The organism is Alcanivorax sp. S6407 (assembly GCF_023016115.1).
Taxonomy (GTDB): Bacteria; Pseudomonadota; Gammaproteobacteria; order Pseudomonadales; family Alcanivoracaceae; genus Alcanivorax.
In genome coordinates this window covers 605,949-623,420 of record NZ_JALKBH010000002.1, presented here as the reverse complement: position 1 = coordinate 623,420, position 17,472 = coordinate 605,949, and the positions used below count along the sequence as shown (strand labels likewise).

16 protein-coding genes are annotated in these 17,472 nt (G+C 59.3%); 9 read left to right on the top strand and 7 right to left on the bottom strand.

The features are described 5' to 3' along the window. Positions 1 to 5 precede the first annotated feature (5 nt). Both MWU49_RS06040 and lnt read right to left on the bottom strand, forming a co-directional pair. A complete protein-coding gene (locus MWU49_RS06040; RefSeq protein WP_246969440.1) occupies positions 6 to 872 on the bottom strand; it encodes an MBL fold metallo-hydrolase in 867 nt (288 codons plus the stop codon). Positions 873 to 955: 83 nt separating this feature from the next. Then, positions 956 to 2,443 carry an apolipoprotein N-acyltransferase gene (gene lnt / locus MWU49_RS06035; RefSeq protein WP_246969438.1) on the bottom strand — a complete coding sequence of 496 codons (1,488 nt, stop codon included), beginning with the start codon at positions 2,441 to 2,443 and terminating at the stop codon, positions 956 to 958. Positions 2,444 to 2,752: 309 nt separating this feature from the next. On the opposite strand from lnt, the gene MWU49_RS06030 reads away from it, so the two are divergent. The 3 genes from MWU49_RS06030 to MWU49_RS06020 all read left to right on the top strand — a co-directional run bounded on the left by MWU49_RS06030 (position 2,753) and on the right by MWU49_RS06020 (position 5,644). Continuing rightward, positions 2,753 to 4,135 (top strand): hypothetical protein, encoded by a 1,383-nt coding sequence (locus MWU49_RS06030; RefSeq protein WP_246969436.1) that lies wholly within the window; start codon positions 2,753 to 2,755, stop codon positions 4,133 to 4,135. A gap of 190 nt (positions 4,136 to 4,325) precedes the next feature. Continuing rightward, a complete protein-coding gene (locus tag MWU49_RS06025; RefSeq protein ID WP_246969434.1) occupies positions 4,326 to 4,964 on the top strand; it encodes a tail fiber protein in 639 nt (212 codons plus the stop codon). An 11-nt stretch (positions 4,965 to 4,975) separates the two neighbouring features. Then, complete coding sequence (locus MWU49_RS06020; protein ID WP_246969432.1) at positions 4,976 to 5,644, top strand: hypothetical protein; 669 nt, start codon at positions 4,976 to 4,978, stop codon at positions 5,642 to 5,644. Between the two features lie 78 nt (positions 5,645 to 5,722). Here the strand turns inward: MWU49_RS06020 and MWU49_RS06015 are convergent, their stop codons facing one another. The 4 genes from MWU49_RS06015 to MWU49_RS06000 are packed head-to-tail and all read right to left on the bottom strand — an operon-like array spanning position 5,723 to position 9,522. Next, positions 5,723 to 7,171 carry a rhomboid family intramembrane serine protease gene (locus MWU49_RS06015; protein ID WP_246969430.1) on the bottom strand — a complete coding sequence of 483 codons (1,449 nt, stop codon included), beginning with the start codon at positions 7,169 to 7,171 and terminating at the stop codon, positions 5,723 to 5,725. Continuing rightward, positions 7,137 to 8,024 (bottom strand): transporter associated domain-containing protein, encoded by an 888-nt coding sequence (locus MWU49_RS06010; RefSeq protein ID WP_246969426.1) that lies wholly within the window; start codon positions 8,022 to 8,024, stop codon positions 7,137 to 7,139. Before MWU49_RS06010 ends, MWU49_RS06015 begins: the two co-directional genes overlap by 35 nt. Before the next feature lie 24 nt (positions 8,025 to 8,048). Beyond that, positions 8,049 to 8,546 carry an rRNA maturation RNase YbeY gene (gene ybeY, locus MWU49_RS06005; RefSeq protein ID WP_246969423.1) on the bottom strand — a complete coding sequence of 166 codons (498 nt, stop codon included), beginning with the start codon at positions 8,544 to 8,546 and terminating at the stop codon, positions 8,049 to 8,051. Then, on the bottom strand, positions 8,518 to 9,522 hold the full coding sequence (locus tag MWU49_RS06000; protein ID WP_246969419.1) for a PhoH family protein: 1,005 nt from the start codon (positions 9,520 to 9,522) through the stop codon (positions 8,518 to 8,520). Before MWU49_RS06000 ends, ybeY begins: the two co-directional genes overlap by 29 nt. A 291-nt stretch (positions 9,523 to 9,813) precedes the next feature. Here MWU49_RS06000 and MWU49_RS05995 point away from each other — a divergent pair, with 291 nt between their 5' ends. Further along, on the top strand, positions 9,814 to 11,853 hold the full coding sequence (locus MWU49_RS05995; protein ID WP_246969416.1) for a hypothetical protein: 2,040 nt from the start codon (positions 9,814 to 9,816) through the stop codon (positions 11,851 to 11,853). Positions 11,854 to 11,883: 30 nt separating this feature from the next. On the opposite strand, the gene miaB is transcribed toward MWU49_RS05995, so the two are convergent. Next, positions 11,884 to 13,221 carry a tRNA (N6-isopentenyl adenosine(37)-C2)-methylthiotransferase MiaB gene (gene miaB / locus MWU49_RS05990; RefSeq protein ID WP_246969412.1) on the bottom strand — a complete coding sequence of 446 codons (1,338 nt, stop codon included), beginning with the start codon at positions 13,219 to 13,221 and terminating at the stop codon, positions 11,884 to 11,886. A gap of 94 nt (positions 13,222 to 13,315) precedes the next feature. Between miaB and MWU49_RS05985 the strand changes: the two genes are divergently transcribed. The 5 genes from MWU49_RS05985 to MWU49_RS05965 all read left to right on the top strand — a co-directional run bounded on the left by MWU49_RS05985 (position 13,316) and on the right by MWU49_RS05965 (position 17,306). Next, the gene (locus MWU49_RS05985) at positions 13,316 to 13,882 is read left to right on the top strand and encodes an SCO family protein (RefSeq protein ID WP_246969410.1); all 567 of its coding nucleotides are present in this window, start codon (positions 13,316 to 13,318) and stop codon (positions 13,880 to 13,882) included. Then, positions 13,863 to 14,309: a copper chaperone PCu(A)C gene (locus MWU49_RS05980; RefSeq protein ID WP_246969407.1), complete on the top strand. Its 447-nt coding sequence runs from the start codon at positions 13,863 to 13,865 to the stop codon at positions 14,307 to 14,309. The genes MWU49_RS05985 and MWU49_RS05980 overlap by 20 nt, the downstream gene beginning before the upstream one ends. Positions 14,310 to 14,390: 81 nt before the next feature. After that, complete coding sequence (locus MWU49_RS05975; protein WP_246969404.1) at positions 14,391 to 15,656, top strand: hypothetical protein; 1,266 nt, start codon at positions 14,391 to 14,393, stop codon at positions 15,654 to 15,656. 10 nt (positions 15,657 to 15,666) lie between these two features. Then, complete coding sequence (locus tag MWU49_RS05970; protein WP_246969401.1) at positions 15,667 to 16,089, top strand: hypothetical protein; 423 nt, start codon at positions 15,667 to 15,669, stop codon at positions 16,087 to 16,089. Between the two features lie 257 nt (positions 16,090 to 16,346). Further along, on the top strand, positions 16,347 to 17,306 hold the full coding sequence (locus MWU49_RS05965) for an endonuclease/exonuclease/phosphatase family protein (RefSeq protein ID WP_246969398.1): 960 nt from the start codon (positions 16,347 to 16,349) through the stop codon (positions 17,304 to 17,306). Positions 17,307 to 17,472: the final 166 nt, after the last annotated feature.

Sequence of the window (17,472 nt, the reverse complement as noted above, 5' to 3'; positions counted from 1 at the left end):
CCTCCTTACAGTGCGTTCAGCGGAATTTTCAGGTAGCTGACGCCGTTGTCTTCCTCGGGAGGAAGGTGGCCGGCGCGCATGTTGACCTGGACTGACGGCAAGATCAGGCGCGGCATATCCAGAGTGGCATCGCGGCTTTCGCGCATGCTGACGAACTCTTCTTCGCTGATGCCTTCATGGACATGGATGTTGTGCTGACGCTGGTCACCCACCGTGGTTTCCCAGACGAACTCGCTGCGGCTTTCCGGCAGATAGTCGTGGCACAGGAACATGCGGGTCTCGTCCGGCAGGGCGAGCAGTTTCTGGATGGACTGGTAAAGGGTACGCGCATCACCGCCGGGGAAATCACAGCGGGCGGTGCCGTAATCCGGCATGAACAGGGTATCGCCGACGAAAACGGCGTCGCCGATCACATGACTCATGCAGGCCGGTGTGTGGCCGGGAGTATGAATGGCGCGGGCTTCCAGGTTGCCCACCTTGTAGGTGTCGCCATCCTTGAACAGATGGTCGAACTGGCGGCCGTCGCGGGCAAATTCTGTTCCTGCGTTGAATACCTTGCCGAAGGTTTCCTGCACGGTGCGGATATGCTCGCCAATGGCCAGCTTGCCGCCCAGCTGCTCCTGAAGCCAGGGCGCGGCGGAAAGGTGGTCGGCATGGACGTGGGTTTCCAGCATCCAGTCCACCGTCAGCTTCTCCTGCTTCACATAGTCGACAATCTGCTGCGCGCTGGCATAGCTGGTACGACCGGAATTGGGGGCGTAATCCAGCACGGAATCGACGATGGCGCAGTGGCGCGTCTCCGGGTCGGTGACGACATAACTCACCGTGTTGGTATCGTGATCAAAGAAGGCTTTGACTTCAGGGCGTGACATGGTGCTCTCCCATTTGGATTCGGCAATGTCACAGTTATAGGGGCTTTATGCCCTAAAGTCAAATTAGCTATAAGTATATTCCTTTATGGAATATGCGACTGTTTCCTGATGCTCAATCGTGATCCTGTGGCCATCAGAAGCAGAGCCAGTAGTAGCCATGGCCACACCCCGGTGACCATGAAGGGGGTGTTGCCCTGGCGGGGCTGATACTGGCTGAGTAGTACATCGCGTTGGAACTGGGGTAGTGCATCTACCACCTTGCCGTTGTCATCGATCACTGCGGTAACGCCATTATTGGTGCCGCGCAGCAACCACCGGCCGGTTTCCAGAGCGCGCATGCGGGCCATCTGGAAGTGTTGCAGGGGCCCGGCGGAAGTGCCGAACCAGGCATCGTTACTGATGGTGATCAGGGCATCTGCACCGTGGCTACGAGTCGCCACCTGTTCCGGATAGAGGATCTCGTAGCAGATGAAGGGCGCGATGGTGTGCCCCAGAGTATGCAGATTGTCCTGCGCGGGATCACCGGGTGTGAAGCCGGACATGGGAAGATCGAAGAACGGGATCAGTCCACGTATCAAGGATTGCATGGGCACATATTCGCCAAACGGCACCAATTTCTGCTTATGGTAGACGCGCTCATGGCCATCCTCGGCGATCAGCGGGATGGCGGCGATGCTGTTGCGGTAGGTCACTTTGCCATTTTCCCGGCTACGCCAGGGTACCCCGGTGATGAATCCGCCATCTCGGGCTCTCAGTGCTTCCCCTTCCTGCTCCACAAAGTCATCGATGGTCTGGTAAAACTCGGTCAGCGCCGATTCCGGCCATATCACCAGATAGCCATCGGGAATGGTGGCGGTAAGATCATGGTAGATTTCGCGGGTGCGCTCGCGCATGGAGATCTGCCATTTCAGGTCCTGGGGGATGTTGCCCTGCACCAGTGCCACCGGCTGCATCTCACCGCTGGGATGGGTGAAAGTGAAGGTGTGGGCGATGGCAGATCCCAGCAAAACCAGTGCCGAGAGTCCTGTCGCAAGCCAGCGCTGCAGGCCCGGCTGGCGCAGCTGTATCACCGTGCTGGCCAGCAGGACAGCGGCAAGGGTCAGCAGCCAGACCCCGCCAACCGGGGCCAGAGGGGCAAGCGGGGTGTCAATCAGGCCGTAGCCGGCGTACAGCCAGGGGAAGCCGGTGAGAAACCAGCCCCGCACCCAGTCCAGCAACAACCAGCATCCGGTAAAGGCCAGGGCGGTCCTGCCCAGTCGCCAACCCAGATAAAAAGTGATTCCGTAGAATAGCGCCATCAGGGCCGCAAAGATGGCAGTGAAGGGAATTGCCATCCACAGCGGCATGAAGCCGTAATCGTGCATGGAAACATGCAGCCAGCTGATACCGAAGCCGAACATACCCATGCCGTAGAGCCAGCCTCTCAGCAGGGCTTCGCGGGCGGAGCCGGCTTGCTGCAAGGTAAAGAACCCGGCGGCAATGCTGGCGAACAATGCGGGCCAAAGGTCAAAGGGGGCAAACGCCAGAGGGAAGAGCAGGCCGGCAATCAGCGCCAGCAGACGGTCACGCATGGAAATCCTCGTTTCGTACCGGCGAGCAGGCCGCCTGGCGGTGAACTCTAGAGTCTGTGCAATGGATTGAATAAAGTAGCAGGTAAAACGATCAACCGTCGGGGGGCGAGTTGAAAGTTGAAAGTTCAAAGTTGAAACGCGGATTAGCTGGTTGCCAAACAATAATGACATCGCCCGCGCACCATTATGGCAGACGCGGGCAAGGCTTCCCGGTTAAGAGGGCCGCCCCCGCGCTTTTCAACTTTAAACTTTGAACTTTCAACTCAATCAGCCCCCCGAACCGGGAACGACTGCTTTGGGGGCATCATAGTGAATCGCTTTTGCAAGTACCATCCAGGCACCGAAGCGCTCTGGTTCTGTAGCCATGATGGGCTGTTTCTGTGTCAGCAATGTGTGGATGGACAGGCGGATAATTACAACGAAGCCCGCTGCCTGGTCTGCAACCAGTCTGTGGAGATGGCCGGGGAAGGGGCTGTGGTGCCAGTGTGGCAGCAGCTGGACCGCTTTGTTCAGTACCCGTTGCATCTTTCTCTGTTGCCTGTCCTGCTGATCTGGGCGGTGATCGCCGCCGCGATTCCCCCTTTGCCGGTGATGCTGGTGCTAACGGTAATCGGTGGCCTGCCGGCGTTCGGGTTTGCTCAGGCGGTGATGGCCAGTCGAGCCCAGGGGCGACGTCACCATCAACGCACCAGAATTCCTGCCTGGAAGGATTTGTCTTCCGGCCATGGCTGGAAAGGCGCCCTGCTACAGGCGGCCCCGGTGTTGCTCTTTCTGGTCGCGGCGGTGGCCTTGATGATCTGGGTTTCTTCGCTGGCGGGTCTGGTACTGGGCGCGGTTGCCATGCTGTTGGTGCCGGCGCTGTGGTTGTCGATTCAGGTTCGGGGTGCCCAGCCCGGAGCCTGGGCGGCGGCACTGACGTACATGGTTTCAGCTCCCCGTGATTATCTGGTGGTGGCCGCGTTGGCCGTGTTGGGCTGGCTGCTGTCGGCGTCGGTGGTCATGGTGGTCATGGATGTGTTGCCCGCGCCATTAACTCAGGCTGTGGGAGGCGCGTTGGCCGCGTACTGGTGGTTGGTGCTGGCGGCGGCATGCGCCGTTTTGCTGGAACAGCATGGCCGCCTTTGGGGGCTCAATCCCGGCGGCACCCGGGTGACCCAGCCGCTTGCCGAGCGGCGTCAGCGGGTGCTGTTATGCGCCGGCCGTTTCGACAAGGTGTTGCTGTCTTCCGCCAAGATCGTGAAAACCAAAAAGGCGGGGCTGGCAGACTGGAAACAGTACGATCGACTGTTGGCCATACAGGGCAAGGACAAGGAGCGTGCTCAGCAGGTCGAGCCTTATCTGGATGTGCTGGTGGCGGCCGGCGACTGGCCGACCGCGCTGCAAGTCATCACCGAACAGCGTCAGCGGGACAGCAACTGGTTACCCGCCGGAGCGGCTATCAGGCTGACCCTGGCACAGGGGCTCTATGAGCTGGCGCCCAAGATGGTGGTGAATCTGCTGAAAGACCTGCATCAGCGCGAGCCGGACTTCTCCGGTCTGGGTGAAGCTTATCTGCTGCTGGCCAGAACCCTGGGAGAAAAATTCGGCCTGTCCGGCAAGGCGGAACAGTATCTGCGATTTGTGGAGCACAAATGCCAGAGTGCCAAGCTGCGCATGCAGGTCAATGAGCTGCGCCAGGCGTGGGCGGAGTAGTGTGTGTCCAGGTGGGTTTGTTTCGGTGGGCTACGTCAGAAGGAGGCGCCATTGCTGCGAAGTTGTCGCCATTGTTGTTGAAACGGAACGTAAGTATTCCGTTTGATTTCTACTTTCACCCTTTTGGTTGAGGGTGTTCGTTATTCCTTTGTGTAATTCTTCCGGCACTGTTTTCTAGTCTGGGGAAATTATGAAGAAGCTCGTCCTTTCCTGTGTTCTGGCACTGGCTGTGCTGGTGCCTGCCAAGCCGGCTTTTGCCAGCTCCAATCCCTTGATCGGGGAAATCATGTGGGTCGGTTTCAACTTCTGTCCGCGGGGTTGGTCAGAGGCAAACGGGCAATTGTTGCCAATCAGCAGCAATCAGGCTTTGTTTTCTCTCTACGGGACCATCTACGGAGGCGACGGCCGTACCACCTTTGCGCTGCCGGATCTGCGCGGCCGCATGCCCATGCATGCCGGTCAGGGACCCGGTCTGACTGACCGTAGGCAGGGGCAACGTGCGGGCGCTGAGTCCGTCACCCTGACCGCTGCCCAGATGCCCAGCCATAACCATGGTCTGAGTTCCGCCAGCGGCACGCTCCATGCCAGTAAGCTGGCAGGTGAAACCCCGTCCGCGGATGGTGCCATGCTGGCCGATGGTCAGCGGGCAGCTGTGTATGCGCCAGCCCCGGCCAGTGCTGCTGATGTGGTCGACATGGCAGCCGAAAGTGTCTCTGTGTCCGGCAGCACAGACTCCACAGGCGGGAACCAGACGCATCCGAACATGCCTCCCTATGTCGTTCTTAAGGCCTGTGTGGCCATCCAGGGTATCTTCCCATCCAGAAGCTGAGGAACTGCGCCATGCGTTTATGTCTTCATATGGCCGCAGCTTGCCTCTTCCTGTTGGCGGGGAAGGCCCTGGCGGTGGTGGAAGAGTTTGACGGTGGGTTATGGGCTCATCACGAGGAGCTGGCCAGCCAGGTCATGACCGATGACCTGGTCATTACCGCTGAGGGAGGGGGAAGCATGAAGGGCGTGCGTGATCCCCATGCGCTCTATCCCGGTTTTGATCCGACCCGTCCGGCAACGGCGGTGATCATCGAGCCACGCAATCATGCCTACCTGACGCTTCATGCGATTGGCGGCACAGACCTGTTTCAGATGGATGAACCCTTGCTGACGGTGAGGGGATTCCGCGACGGGCAGGAAGTGGCTGCACAGTCCATGGGGCCGCTGTGGAGTGACGACAGCCAATCTGGTGTGGTGGCAGTATTGACGGGGTTCGACAAGGTTGAGCGAGTGGAGATTCGCTCTGACGAGAGCGCTCCGGTCAGCGACGTGCACTTTTTTCTCGAAAGTGTTGCCTATGATGTGACGGATGAGGCTCCCGCTGTGCCTCCCTCTGCTCCCCCTGTCGACTCCCCTGAAGAGCGCTTCAAGCTCCCGCCGACCTCCCGGAATGGTGGTGGGTTCCCGCTTTTCCTGCTTGCAGCACTCCTCGTTCTCCTGGCAAGAAAACAGCAGGGGTGAGTGAGGGGTAATCGGCCGCGCCACGATGGAGTGTGGCGCTGCCTGGTCAGAGCATAAAGGGTGCGGTTGCGCTGCGTTTTATACCGGCAGCGCCTTCGCCCGGTGATTGAGCCCTTCCTTGAGCAAGGCCGCGCGGAGATAGTCCAGTGCGGCTTTGCGACGTTCCTTTTCATCGGAATATTCGGCGTGTTGCATGGCCAGCTGTTCGGCTTGCTGGAATTCCCGTGCCAGGGTGAGTGTCATCACCAGCTGCCACAGGGTGGCTTCGGGAAGAGGCTCTGGCTGGTGCTGTCGGTACTGTTTCCACAGATGGGCCACCTGGGTCGCCTGCCCCGGTTCACTGGCAGGATGATTGAACAGACAGTCTGCGGTGTGGTGCCAATCTTGTGAAACCGGCTGCTGAATCAGCTGGGCGGTGAACAGGCCGGTGAGGGCATCAAATTGATCGGGCTGGTGTTTCAGTGCTTCCCGGAAATGACGTTCCGCGCTTTCGCCTTCCAGCTTGCCCAGTGCATCCCAGCCGTGGGTGAGTGCTTGCTGCAGTTCCGGATTGAGTGGCTCGGCGGGGCTTTCTGCCATGATGCTTTGCGTCGCCGAAGGAGGTTGCAGCAGCAGGGCCAGTAGCGCGCCACCGAGGCCGGCGGCCAATCCGGACAGTAGTTGGGGAAGCATGGGGGCCTGTGTCAGGGTAATGACGGTCAGTAGCACCAGCGGTAACAGTGCCGGTGTCCAGGCGGGCAGTGTCAGTGATCTTGCTTCCTTCTTTTCCTCTCCCTCTCCCTCTCCCTTGCCCTTGCCCTTGCCTGCGGGGAGGGGCAAGACGATGGGCTGGCGGGAAAGCGCTGCCGCTGCGGCCAGCAGGGCCATCAGGGCGGGTGCGGCGCCGAACAGGGGCGTTTGTCCTGTGCCCACGGTCAGCAAGTAGCCTGCGCCACTGAGCAGGCTACCGGCCAGCCAGATCACCACAATACGTCCGGTTCCCAGCTGGCGCTGCAGCCGCACGGCAACCATGGCAAGACACAGTAAGGCCAGCAGTGTCAGCCACAGTGGGCCGCCGGTAAATGGTGCGGTGAAGAATCGTGACGGGCGAGGATCGACGGCAGACAGGCCCCAGCGATACTGGGGGGATTGCTCCAGCTGTTGCGGTATTTGTTCGCGCAGGGCTTTCCACTGCGTGATCTGGCTGGCAGACCAGAAATCACCAGCGCGCTTGTTGCTGTCCTCTACGAATTGTGCGGAGAGCAGGGCGTCGGCATAGGCGTGGGGGTTGCCCGAGGCAATTTGCTGTTCCAGGCGTCTGGCTTGCTCTGCATGACCATTGAAGCGCAGCCAGGAAAGGTAGTTGTTCCATTCCAGCTGGCGCAGTCCGCTGCTTTCATACCAGGTCAGTGCGGCCTGTTGGCCCTGTCCCGGATTGAGAAGCTGGCTGGCCAGCAGCAGGGCGCCCAAAACCATGAGCACCCAGGGCAGGGTTTTCCAGTCGAGACCGTTGTCAGTCGCTGGCCTGCTGTTCAGTGGTGGGTTCATTATTGTTTTCCCCCGGCGGAGTCACGCGCAACAATCGTATGGTTCGGCCATCAGCACTGAGTACGGTGAAGCGGTAGCCGTCCAGGTCCACGCTTTCATCGCGGCCCGGCAGGCGCCCGAACTTCTGCATCACCAATCCCCCGATGGTGTCGAACTCTTCATCGCTGAAGTCGCAGTCGAAGTGTTCGTTGAAGTCGTCGATGGGCGTCAGTGCCTTGACGGTATATTCGTCGTGATCCAGATCCTTGATCAGGTAGTCGTCTTCTTCGATATCGTGTTCGTCTTCGATTTCGCCGACGATCTGTTCCAGTACGTCTTCGATGGTGACCAGGCCGGCGACGCCACCGTACTCATTGACCACGATGGCCATGTGATTACGGCTGATGCGAAACTCGCGCAGCAGGGAATCGAGACGCTTGGCTTCCGGTACTACCATAGCCGAACGGATGTGATCCTTGATGGCAAAACGGTCCATACGGGCGGGATCAAGGATCAGCGGTAGCAGATCCTTGGCCAGCAGGATGCCGATGACTTCGTCCGGGTCGTCACCCAGTACCGGGAAGCGGGAATGGGCGCAGTCGATAATGGTAGGCAAGAAGTCCCGTGGGTCGGAGCTGGAGCGGATGCTGACCATCTGCGAGCGGGGAATCATGATCTCCCGCACCTGCATGTCGGCCACGCCGATGGCCCCTTCGATGATGCCGAGGGTATCCCCGTCAATAACGTCGCTGTCGCGCATGGAGCGCATCAGATCCAGCAGCTCCGACCGGTCGCCCGGTGTGGAAGAGAAAAACTGGCCGACACGCTCCAACCAACTTCGGCTGGTACCGTTATCCGAATAATCGTCTGACATCAGGGGTCTTGCTCCACTTTGTTATCAATTGGTGTTGTCGGTTGACTCGCCATAGGGGTCGTCGAACCCCTGCTCGGCCAAAGCACGAATTTCCAGGGCTTCCATGACGGCGGCGTCATCGTCATCAATATGATCATAGCCGAGCAGGTGCAGTACACCGTGGGTCACCATATGGGCCCAGTGTGCCTGCAGGGGCTTGTGCTGTTCATCCGCTTCCTGACGCACCACGCTGTCACAGATGATGATGTCACCGAGCAACGGCTCCATGGCGTCGGCGGGCAGGCCTTCGGGCATCTCGAACGGGAAAGACAGCACATTGGTGGGCTTGTCCTTGCCGCGATAATCCCGGTTCAGCTCGCGAATTTCGTCTTCATCGACGATGCGCAGGGTGATGTCACCGGCCACGCCGCCAGCAACCTGGGCCGCATGGCGTGCCCAGCCGCTCAGCTGGCTTTCATCCGGGGCATCCGGGGCGTCACTGGCCCACTGGATGTCAACGCTGGGTGTCGGTATCCCGCTCATGACGGTCGTAGGCCTCTACAATACGTTGAACCAGGGGGTGACGAACCACATCCTTGCTGTCGAAACGGGTGACCCCGATGCCTTTCACTTCTTCCAGTACTTCCAGGGTGTTGACCAGCCCGGAGCGCTGATGGCGGGGCAGATCCACCTGGGTGACATCGCCGGTGATCACGGCACGGGTGCCGAAACCGATCCGGGTGAGGAACATCTTCATCTGTTCCGGCGTGGTGTTCTGGGCTTCATCCAGAATCACGAAGCTGTTGTTGAGGGTGCGGCCGCGCATGTACGCCAGCGGGGCAACTTCAATGACCATGCGATCCATCAGCTTGGCGACCTTTTCGAAACCGAGCATTTCATACAGGGCGTCATAGAGCGGGCGCAGGTAGGGGTCGATCTTTTCGGCCAGATCGCCAGGCAGAAAGCCCAGCTTTTCCCCGGCTTCCACCGCCGGGCGCACCAGCAGGATGCGTTGCACCTCTGCCTTTTCCAGAGCGTCCACAGCGCAGGCCACCGCCAGCCAGGTCTTGCCGGTACCCGCAGGGCCGACACCAAAGTTGATGTCGTATTTCTGCACACTTTTCACGTATTCGCGCTGGTGCGCGCCACGGGGCTTGATCTTCACCCGGCGGGTACGAATGACCACGTCGTCGGACGGAAAGGGCACGGTATTGTCTGCATCATTTGCGGTGGCTTTTTCGGCCACGCTGGATTGCTGCAGGTGAAGGTGCACCATTTCCGGGGTCAGTTCGGTACCGTCCCGGGTCTGGTCGTAAAGCTCTGCAAGAATAGTGGCCGCGGCCTCCACCAGATCCGGCTCGCCGGAGAGGTGAAACTGGTTGCCACGATTGTGGATGTCCACGTGCAGGCGATTGGCGATCTGTTTGATGTGCTCATCCAGATGACCGCACAGACTGGCCAGGCGACGGGAATCGTTGGGTTCGAGACGGATATGCTGTGAAGCGAGTGGTTTGTCCAAGATGGAAAAGGTGGCCCTGCGGGCTGTTGCAAAGGGTTTCAGAATACTCCGAAGGCTGGCTCCGGGGAAGAGAATTCGCAGTGTTTGAGCCCGGGCAGCCTAACGCCGCAGATGGCCGGTTAGCAAGGGGCGGGGCAGGCACAGTCTGGTAACGCTTGGGGCGCAGCGGTTACCTGGCGACTACGAATCCTTGCGCTTCGCTACATCCGCTCTGGCAGGTGTGCCGTAACTCCTTGTGCAAGCGCAACTTTCTGCGTTTGCCAACGTCATGGAATGATCAGGAGCGACAACATGAACGGCGAGATGCAGTGGTTTACGGGTTTGACGGTGGCAGCCGCGCTAACTCTGGTGGGATGTGGTTCAGGCAGTAACAGCAACCGGCAGGTCGTACCCGCCAGTGCACGTTCAGCGCCGCTGCTGGTGATGCACAACGGCGCGGACAACAAGGGGCAGATTGATCGATTGGGTCCGAATCTGGAGGTGGAGGCCACCTTCCAGTCAGAAGCCAATGAAGGCATCGTGCTGGACCTGTTGGGAAACCTTTACGGGGCCAGCGATATCACCGCTTCACCCAGTGAGTTTCAGGTGGTTCACCGGGCATCCCTTCGCAAGGACGGCACCATGAGCAATCTGGCGCTGGATCGCAAAGTGGCGGCGCCTGGCTCGGCAAATATCAAGGGTATTGCCATTGCTCACCGGGCCGGTTTGATCTTTGCGGCCAACGTGAATGGCAACAGCATTGAAGTGTATGGCTCGGCAGCGGGAACCAATGCCACTCCGCTGGCTACCACCAGCTTGTCAGGTAATGCCTGGGATCTGGTCTACAACGAAACTCAGGATCGTGCGTTTCTGGCCATGACCAATGGCACTGTGCTGGTGATCGATAATTATGTGGCTGGCAACTTCTCGGCCATGAATGCGCGCACCATTACCCCTGGGGACGGCATGGCCGTTTCCAATATTCACGGCATCGCCTACCGGGCGGATATCGACACCCTGGTGGTGACGGATGTGGGGAGTGCCGCCGATCCTGATGACGGCAAGATCTACGTGATCTCCAATGCCAGTACCGCCGAAGGCATGGTCACCCCGGATCGCACTATCGCGGGACCCTCCACCCTGTTGGGCAATCCCGTGGATATGATTCTGGAAGGCAATCGTGCCTTTATCGCGGAAAAATCCAATGATGCGATTCTGGTCTACAACAATATTTTTGCCGGTGAGTCAGGCGACATCGCCCCTTCCCGGGTGGTGGATTCGGTGAAGCCAGAGTCGCTGCTCCGCGACGCGACAGTGCCGCTGGGCGCGGACGTTTCTGATATTGATGACACCCGCATTGATATCGAGGGTGTGCTGGTGACCAGCAATCCGCCGTTGATGGGCGAACCGGATGTGGTGGTGCTGGATACGGATCTTTCCATGGTGACGCGTAGCTTTACCGTGGGCGGGTCCCTGGAAAGTGTCAGCGTGAACCAATTGGGTGACGTGTATATCAGCGCCGATGATCAGGGGAGTCCCAGCACTGGCATGTTGGCGGTCATCAACAGGCTGGGTGTGGCCCGGGACGGCGAAACCTTCTCTGTCAGCCGGGATCGCATGTTGAGCGGTGCCAACACGGGGCTGGTCAGCCCGAAAGGCTTTGATGTGGCCGATGAGCTGGGTCTGGTGCTGGTGACCGACAATGGTGACCCTGCGGTGAAGGTGTTTGGCGCCCAGGCGGGTGGCAATGTGGCGCCGCTGTACGAGACCTCGTTGGGCGTGGCGCCCTGGGATCTGGACTATGATCCGGACAGTGACACTCTCTATGTGGCACTGGTCAACGGCACCGTCGCGGTGTTCGAAGACTACAGTGTTGATCGTGGTGCCGGTGGTCCGGATCGCACCATTACCCCCACCATCGGTGGCATGCCGGTGGCAGCCCCCACCAATCTGCACGGGATTGTGTATGTGGCCGACCGCAATGTGCTGATCGTTTCCGATGTGGGCAGTGGTGCCAACCCCACGGATGGCAAGCTGTATGTCCTCGAGCAGGCTGATCGTGCCGACGGCAATACGCCGGTGTCGATCAGTATTGATGACGGTGACAATAACGCGGTGGGCAACACCCAGCTGGGTAACCCGGTGGATATCGCCTGGGATGGATCCAGCCTGTATGTGGCGGAAAAGTCGCAGAAGCAGGTGCTGCGTTTCGACAACCTGTTGGACAGCGCTGGTGGTGACGTGAAACCGGATGCCAGCTTTGCCCAGAACAATCCGGAGTCGGTGGTGTTGCTGCCGGATTATCTGGCACCGATGCGGGATGACGATGGCCTGCGGCAAAGCAACCCGTAATCCGCCTGTAGTGTGAACCGTAACCCGGGTTTAGCCCGGGTTACGTGGTTCTGTGCCCAGCAGGGAATTGCTGTAGGCTTCGGCAATGGTAATGTCCACGAACTTGCCGATCAGATCCGTGTCATCACTGCGAAAGTTCACTACCCGGTTATTCTCGGTGCGGCCCTTGAGCTGGCCCGGGTCCTTCTTGGAAAAACCATCCACCAGAATACGCTGGGTGCTGCCCACCATCTTGCGGGAAATGTCCTGGGCGTTCTGGTTGATGCGTTGCTGCAGAATGGCCAGGCGCTGTTTCTTCACGTCCATGGGAACATCATCGGGCAGGTCTGCCGCCGGCGTGCCGGGCCGGGCGCTGTAGATAAAGCTGAAGGACATGTCGAAACCGATCTCGTGGATCAGGTCCATGGTGTCTTCGAAATCCCGATCCGTTTCCCCGGGGAAGCCGATGATGAAATCGGAACTGAAGGAGATGTCCGGGCGAATCCGCTTGAGCTTGCGCAGCTTGCTCTTGTATTCCAGCACCATGTGGTTGCGTTTCATCATGGCCAGGATACGGTCGGAACCGGACTGCACCGGCAGGTGCAGGTGGCTGACCAGCTCCGGCACCTCTTCATACACCTGAATCAGCGCATCGGAAAACTCCACCGGGTGGCTGGTGGTGTAGCGGATGCGGTCGATACCGTCGATATCCCGGATCAACAGGATCAGGTCGGCCAGGTCCAGGGTTTCGCCACTGGCGCCCTTGCCCTGGTAGGCATTCACGTTCTGACCCAGCAGGTTGACCTCGCGCACGCCCATTTCCGCCAGATGCTCGATCTCGTCCAGCACTGGCTGCACCGGGCGGCTCACTTCCTCCCCGCGGGTATAGGGCACCACGCAGAAGGTGCAGTACTTGGAGCAGCCTTCCATGATGGAGACGAACGCGGTGGGGCCATCCACACTGGGTTCCGGCAGACTGTCGAACTTTTCGATCTCCGGGAAGGTCACATCAATGGCCAGCTCACGGGTGCTGGCGGCCTGGGTGATCAGCCCGGGCAGACGGTGCAGGGTCTGGGGGCCGAACACCACGTCCACGTAGGGCGCGCGTTCACGAATGGCTTCCCCTTCCTGACTGGCCACACAGCCGCCCACACCGATAATCATGTCGGGGTTGGCGTCCTTGAGCTTTTTCCAGCGGCCAAGCTGGTGAAAGACCTTTTCCTGGGCCTTTTCACGGATGGAACAGGTATTGAGCAGCAGCACATCCGCTTCGTCGGGATTGTCGGTTTGCTCAAGGCCGTGGCTGGATTCGAGCAAGTCCACCATGCGGGTGGAGTCGTACTCGTTCATCTGGCAGCCGTGGGTCTGGATAAAAAGCTTGCGTGCCAAGGGGCACCTCCATCAAGGGGCAGCGAGCCGTTTTGGCTTGCCTAACCGTTGAATAGCGTCAAAATGGGCGCGGATTATACCAACCGGAGCGATCATGCGAAAACTGCCGTACATCCTGCCGCTGCTGCTAGTGTTACTGCTGGCCGGGTGTGACAAGCCGGAGAGTGATCTCCCCATCAATACCCGTCTGGGGGGTGAGTTCACACTGACCGACCAGAATGGCCAGCCGTTTACCCAGTCCGACCTGAAGGGCCAGGTGTCCATTCTGTTTTTCGGCTACACCCATTGCCCGGATATCTGTCCGGCGGTGCTGGCTCGGGTGGCCCAGGTGTATCGCTCGCTGGAGGAGGCGGGGCTGGCGGATCAGGTGCAGCCGGTGTTCATTACCTTTGATCCTGAACGGGATACGGCGAAACATCTCAAGGAATACCTGCCCTGGTTCAAGGCGGGTATGGTTGGCCTGACCGGTTCGCTGCAGGATATTCGCCAGGTGGCGGAAAAGTACGGGGTGGTGTTTATCAAGGGGAAAGAAGAGGAAAACTATCTCTTCACCCACAGCGACTATATCTACCTGCTGGATGACCAGGCGCGAGTGCGCAAGCTGTATCCGGCGGATTTCAATATTGAAGAGGTGGCAGGTGATGCAGAAAGTCTTCTCTAAGGTCGCAATGATCGGGGTGGCCATGGTGCTGGCCGCACCGGTGCAGGCGGAGCTGGTGCTCAGCCAGGCATGGTTGCGGGCTGTGCCGCCGGTCTCCCCGACCATGGCGGGTTATGTGACGGTGACCAATACCGGGCCAGACGCCGTGGCTGTCACCGGGGCGCATACCGCGATTGCCGGCCATGTGATGCTGCATGATATGTCCATGCAGGAAGATGGCACCCGCCGTATGCGCCACCTGGGCAAGGTGGAGATTCCCGCCGGTGCCAGCGTGTCGTTTGCCCCGGGGGGCATGCACCTGATGTTGATGCATCTGTCACGGGTGCCGGCGGCAGGGGAGAGCGTCCAGGTCTGCCTGGAACAGGCGGATGGAGAGCCCGTGTGTGGTGACTTTCCGGTCAGCGGATCAGCCCCTTCCGAGCCTTGAAGGGGCTGGCTGAATCCGCATAATGTCGCCCGTTTGTCGTATCTCTGGGTAGGGGGAACGACGTATATCGATGGGGCGATCATGAAGATAACGATTTTTGCCATGCTCGGCATGGCGCTGGTAACCACGCCGGCCCTGGCCGAAACAAGTAATGGTGATCTCGAACAACGGCTGCGCGAGTACGAGCAGCGTCTGCAGCGCCTGGAACAGCAAGAGCTGGAAGGCACTCTCAATAATGAGGAACGACTCACCATCAACGGGTTCCTCTCTGCCGGCATGAGCCGAGCCGATGCGCCGGCGGAAAACGGCGATGCCACCTTTGTGGATGGCTCCGGTGATGAATGGAGTCACGATGCCCTTACCCGTGCCGGGGTACAGTTCAATGCCAGTATCAATGACCGGGCGCAGGCCGTGGTGCAGATGGTCGCCACCGGTGTGGACAATTTTGATGCGGAAATTCAGTGGGGTTACCTGGACTACGCGCTCAGCGATTCTGTCAGCGTCAAGGCTGGCCGCATTGTTGCCCCTTTCTATATGCACTCCCAGTATGTCGACGTGGGCTATGCTTACCCCTGGGTGACGCCGCCGGCAGAGGTATACCTGCTGGCGCCGATCAAGACCATGGAAGGTATGGAACTTGCTTGGTCTTTCTCCACCGGCCCGGTATTTCATCGTCTGGCCGGTTTCTGGGGGTCGAGCACGGTGGATTCCGGTGCCCGTGCGGGTGGGGTGACCTTCCAGGCTGATGATCTCAGCGGTATCAATCTGACCAGCCGCTGGAATGACTGGACGCTGCGTGCGGCCTATTCCGGTGCATCGGTGACAGTGGCCGACGACGAGCTGGACGGCTTGAGCAGTGGCCTGACCTCCCTGCTCGGGCTGACCTTTGACAAGGTCTACACCTATTTCGGAGGGGTGGGGCTGCAGTACGATAACGGTAGCTGGTTCTTTGCCAGTGAAGCGGCCTTGTTGAACTTTGGCAACTGGTATCCCAGTGCCCGTAGTGGTTACGTCTCCCTTGGGAAATATCTGGGTAAATGGATGCCGCTGGTCACCTGGACGTCGGTGGAAGGTCATGACCTGGAAGACAGTTATCTGCCCCAGCTGGAAGGCAGCGGGATTGATCCGCGCATCTTGCAGGATCAACTGGCCGAGCAGCAGAAGGGATGGACGGCGGGATTGCGTTATTCTCTCACCGACAGCGTTGCCCTGAAGGGCGAGTACAGTTATTACTACGATTTTTCGGATGATGAACTGTCATCCAATGGCTTTTTTTCAACCGATGGCGGCCCGTTGAAGGATGACCATGCGTCTGTCGTTCGCCTGTCTGTCGATCTGGTTTTTTGAGGGGAAAACAGTGAAAAAAGGATTGCTAGCCAGCGTGCTGGTGGTGGCTGGAGTGCTACTTAACGGGGGCGCCGTGGCGGACCCTGTGGTGGTGGTCGGTGCCTCCAGCGAGATTGGTGCCTTGACCCAGAACCAGGTGCGGCAGATCTTCAATGGCCAGTTGCGCAAGGTGGCAGGCGTGGCGGTAAAGCCACTGGATCTGCCCAACGGCAGTTCCACTCGCAACACCTTCTACCAGGACGTCACCGGCAAGTCTGCCGAGCAGATGAAAAGTTACTGGGCGCGGATGATCTTTACCGGGCGCGGCATGCCGCCACGGGAAGTGTCCAGCGAGCGGGAGATGAACCTGTTGGTGGGTAGTGATCCGTCCTTTGTCGGTTACCTGGAAGAAACCCGGGTGCCGGAAGGGTTGAAAGTGGTTTATCGGCCTTAAACAGAGACGCATCACGCTTCAGGCAACACGCAAAAGCGGTGGCATGTGGGGCTCCCTCTGAGTGAACCAACGGTGGTGGTAGGGGCGAGTTTCGAGTGACGAGTTTCGAAAGGCAAAACCATTGCCGTTTTCGAGGGCGCCGGTTCTGATCTACGAAACTCGAAACTCGAAACTCGAAACTCGCTGCCAGCTTCTTCTTACACGCAATTCCGTTATCACCTCTGTTTCCTTTCCTGCGCCAGTCGTAGACTGCGTCCATGCGATTGACTTACTGCATTCTCATACTGTTTCTGTGCATCGGTGCTTCCCCGCTGCAGGCAGAGTGCCGCAATCTGGCGGCGCCACGGGCGGTCATGGCGCCGGCAGACAATCAATGGACTCTGGCTACCCTCAACCTGTGGCGCCTGCGTGATGCGCGCAAGGATTCCGATCTGGATGAGCCGTTGTCATCTTCACTGCTGGCCCGGCGTCTGGATGCCATCGCCAATGCCGTGGTGAACGATCTGCATGCGCCGCACCTGCTGGCGGTGCAGGAAGTGGAAAACCTGGCCTTGCTGGAGACGCTGGCAAACCGGTTGGCGCAATCCGGTTTTCGTTACCGCACCGTGTTGCTGGAAGGCAATGATCCATCCGGCATGGATGTGGGGCTGTTGTATCGTGCGCCCATCGCGCTGACACAGTCCCGTGCCCTGTTTGCCAAAGAGACTTTTCAGGGGTATCCCCTTTTTTCACGTCCGCCTTTGGCGGTTTCCCTGCAATCCCCCGTGCAAGCCGATCTTGTCGTGGTGCACCTGCGCAGTGCGCGGGATCTCAAATCATCCCGGGTGTTTGAGAAACGGCGCCATCAGGCTTCCCGTCTTGCGGGTTGGGTGGCCGAGCAGTCGGGTCCGGTCATCGTGGCGGGGGATTTCAACAGCACCTGGGATGCCGGCCGGTTTTCGGACAGCTACCAACAATTTGCGGCCTCAGGCCTTTTCAATGTCTGGCAGAAACTGGCTCCCGCGGAGCGTTATTCCTACCGATATCGTTGCCGCCCACAGGCACTGGATCATATCTGGCTGTCAGCGGAACTTGCGTCACGTGTGGACGCCGTGGATGTCAGTCGAGGTAGCGCAGGACGATACCGGAAACTGTATGGTTCGGAAGGAATATCACCGATCTCGGATCACGATGCGTTGGTAGTGTATTTTGATCGCCAGACGCTAGAAGCTCGCTAAACCATAAGGCGATATAAGGTGTTAAGGGAGGGGCTGTTCGGCCTTTCTGCAGTCAGGCTTCAGGCGTTCAGCATCAGGCTTGAAATTAAAAAGACGCCGCGGGGTTGCTTGCGTGTTTGCGAGGACCAGGGAGAGCCCCGCGGCGTTGAAACTGTGGGCGGCCGAA

Bases quoted from the DNA above. Each gene is read 5' to 3' on its own strand.
- MWU49_RS06040 (WP_246969440.1), bottom strand. From the start codon at position 872: ATGTCACGCCCTGAAGTCAAAGCCTTCTTTGATCACGATACCAACACG.
- lnt (WP_246969438.1), bottom strand. From the start codon at position 2,443: ATGCGTGACCGTCTGCTGGCGCTGATTGCCGGCCTGCTCTTCCCTCTG.
- MWU49_RS06025 (WP_246969434.1), top strand. From the start codon at position 4,326: ATGAAGAAGCTCGTCCTTTCCTGTGTTCTGGCACTGGCTGTGCTGGTG.
- MWU49_RS06020 (WP_246969432.1), top strand. From the start codon at position 4,976: ATGCGTTTATGTCTTCATATGGCCGCAGCTTGCCTCTTCCTGTTGGCG.
- MWU49_RS06015 (WP_246969430.1), bottom strand. From the start codon at position 7,171: ATGAACCCACCACTGAACAGCAGGCCAGCGACTGACAACGGTCTCGAC.
- MWU49_RS06010 (WP_246969426.1), bottom strand. From the start codon at position 8,024: ATGTCAGACGATTATTCGGATAACGGTACCAGCCGAAGTTGGTTGGAG.
- ybeY (WP_246969423.1), bottom strand. From the start codon at position 8,546: ATGAGCGGGATACCGACACCCAGCGTTGACATCCAGTGGGCCAGTGAC.
- MWU49_RS05995 (WP_246969416.1), top strand. From the start codon at position 9,814: ATGAACGGCGAGATGCAGTGGTTTACGGGTTTGACGGTGGCAGCCGCG.
- MWU49_RS05985 (WP_246969410.1), top strand. From the start codon at position 13,316: ATGCGAAAACTGCCGTACATCCTGCCGCTGCTGCTAGTGTTACTGCTG.
- MWU49_RS05980 (WP_246969407.1), top strand. From the start codon at position 13,863: ATGCAGAAAGTCTTCTCTAAGGTCGCAATGATCGGGGTGGCCATGGTG.
- MWU49_RS05975 (WP_246969404.1), top strand. From the start codon at position 14,391: ATGAAGATAACGATTTTTGCCATGCTCGGCATGGCGCTGGTAACCACG.
- MWU49_RS05965 (WP_246969398.1), top strand. From the start codon at position 16,347: ATGCGATTGACTTACTGCATTCTCATACTGTTTCTGTGCATCGGTGCT.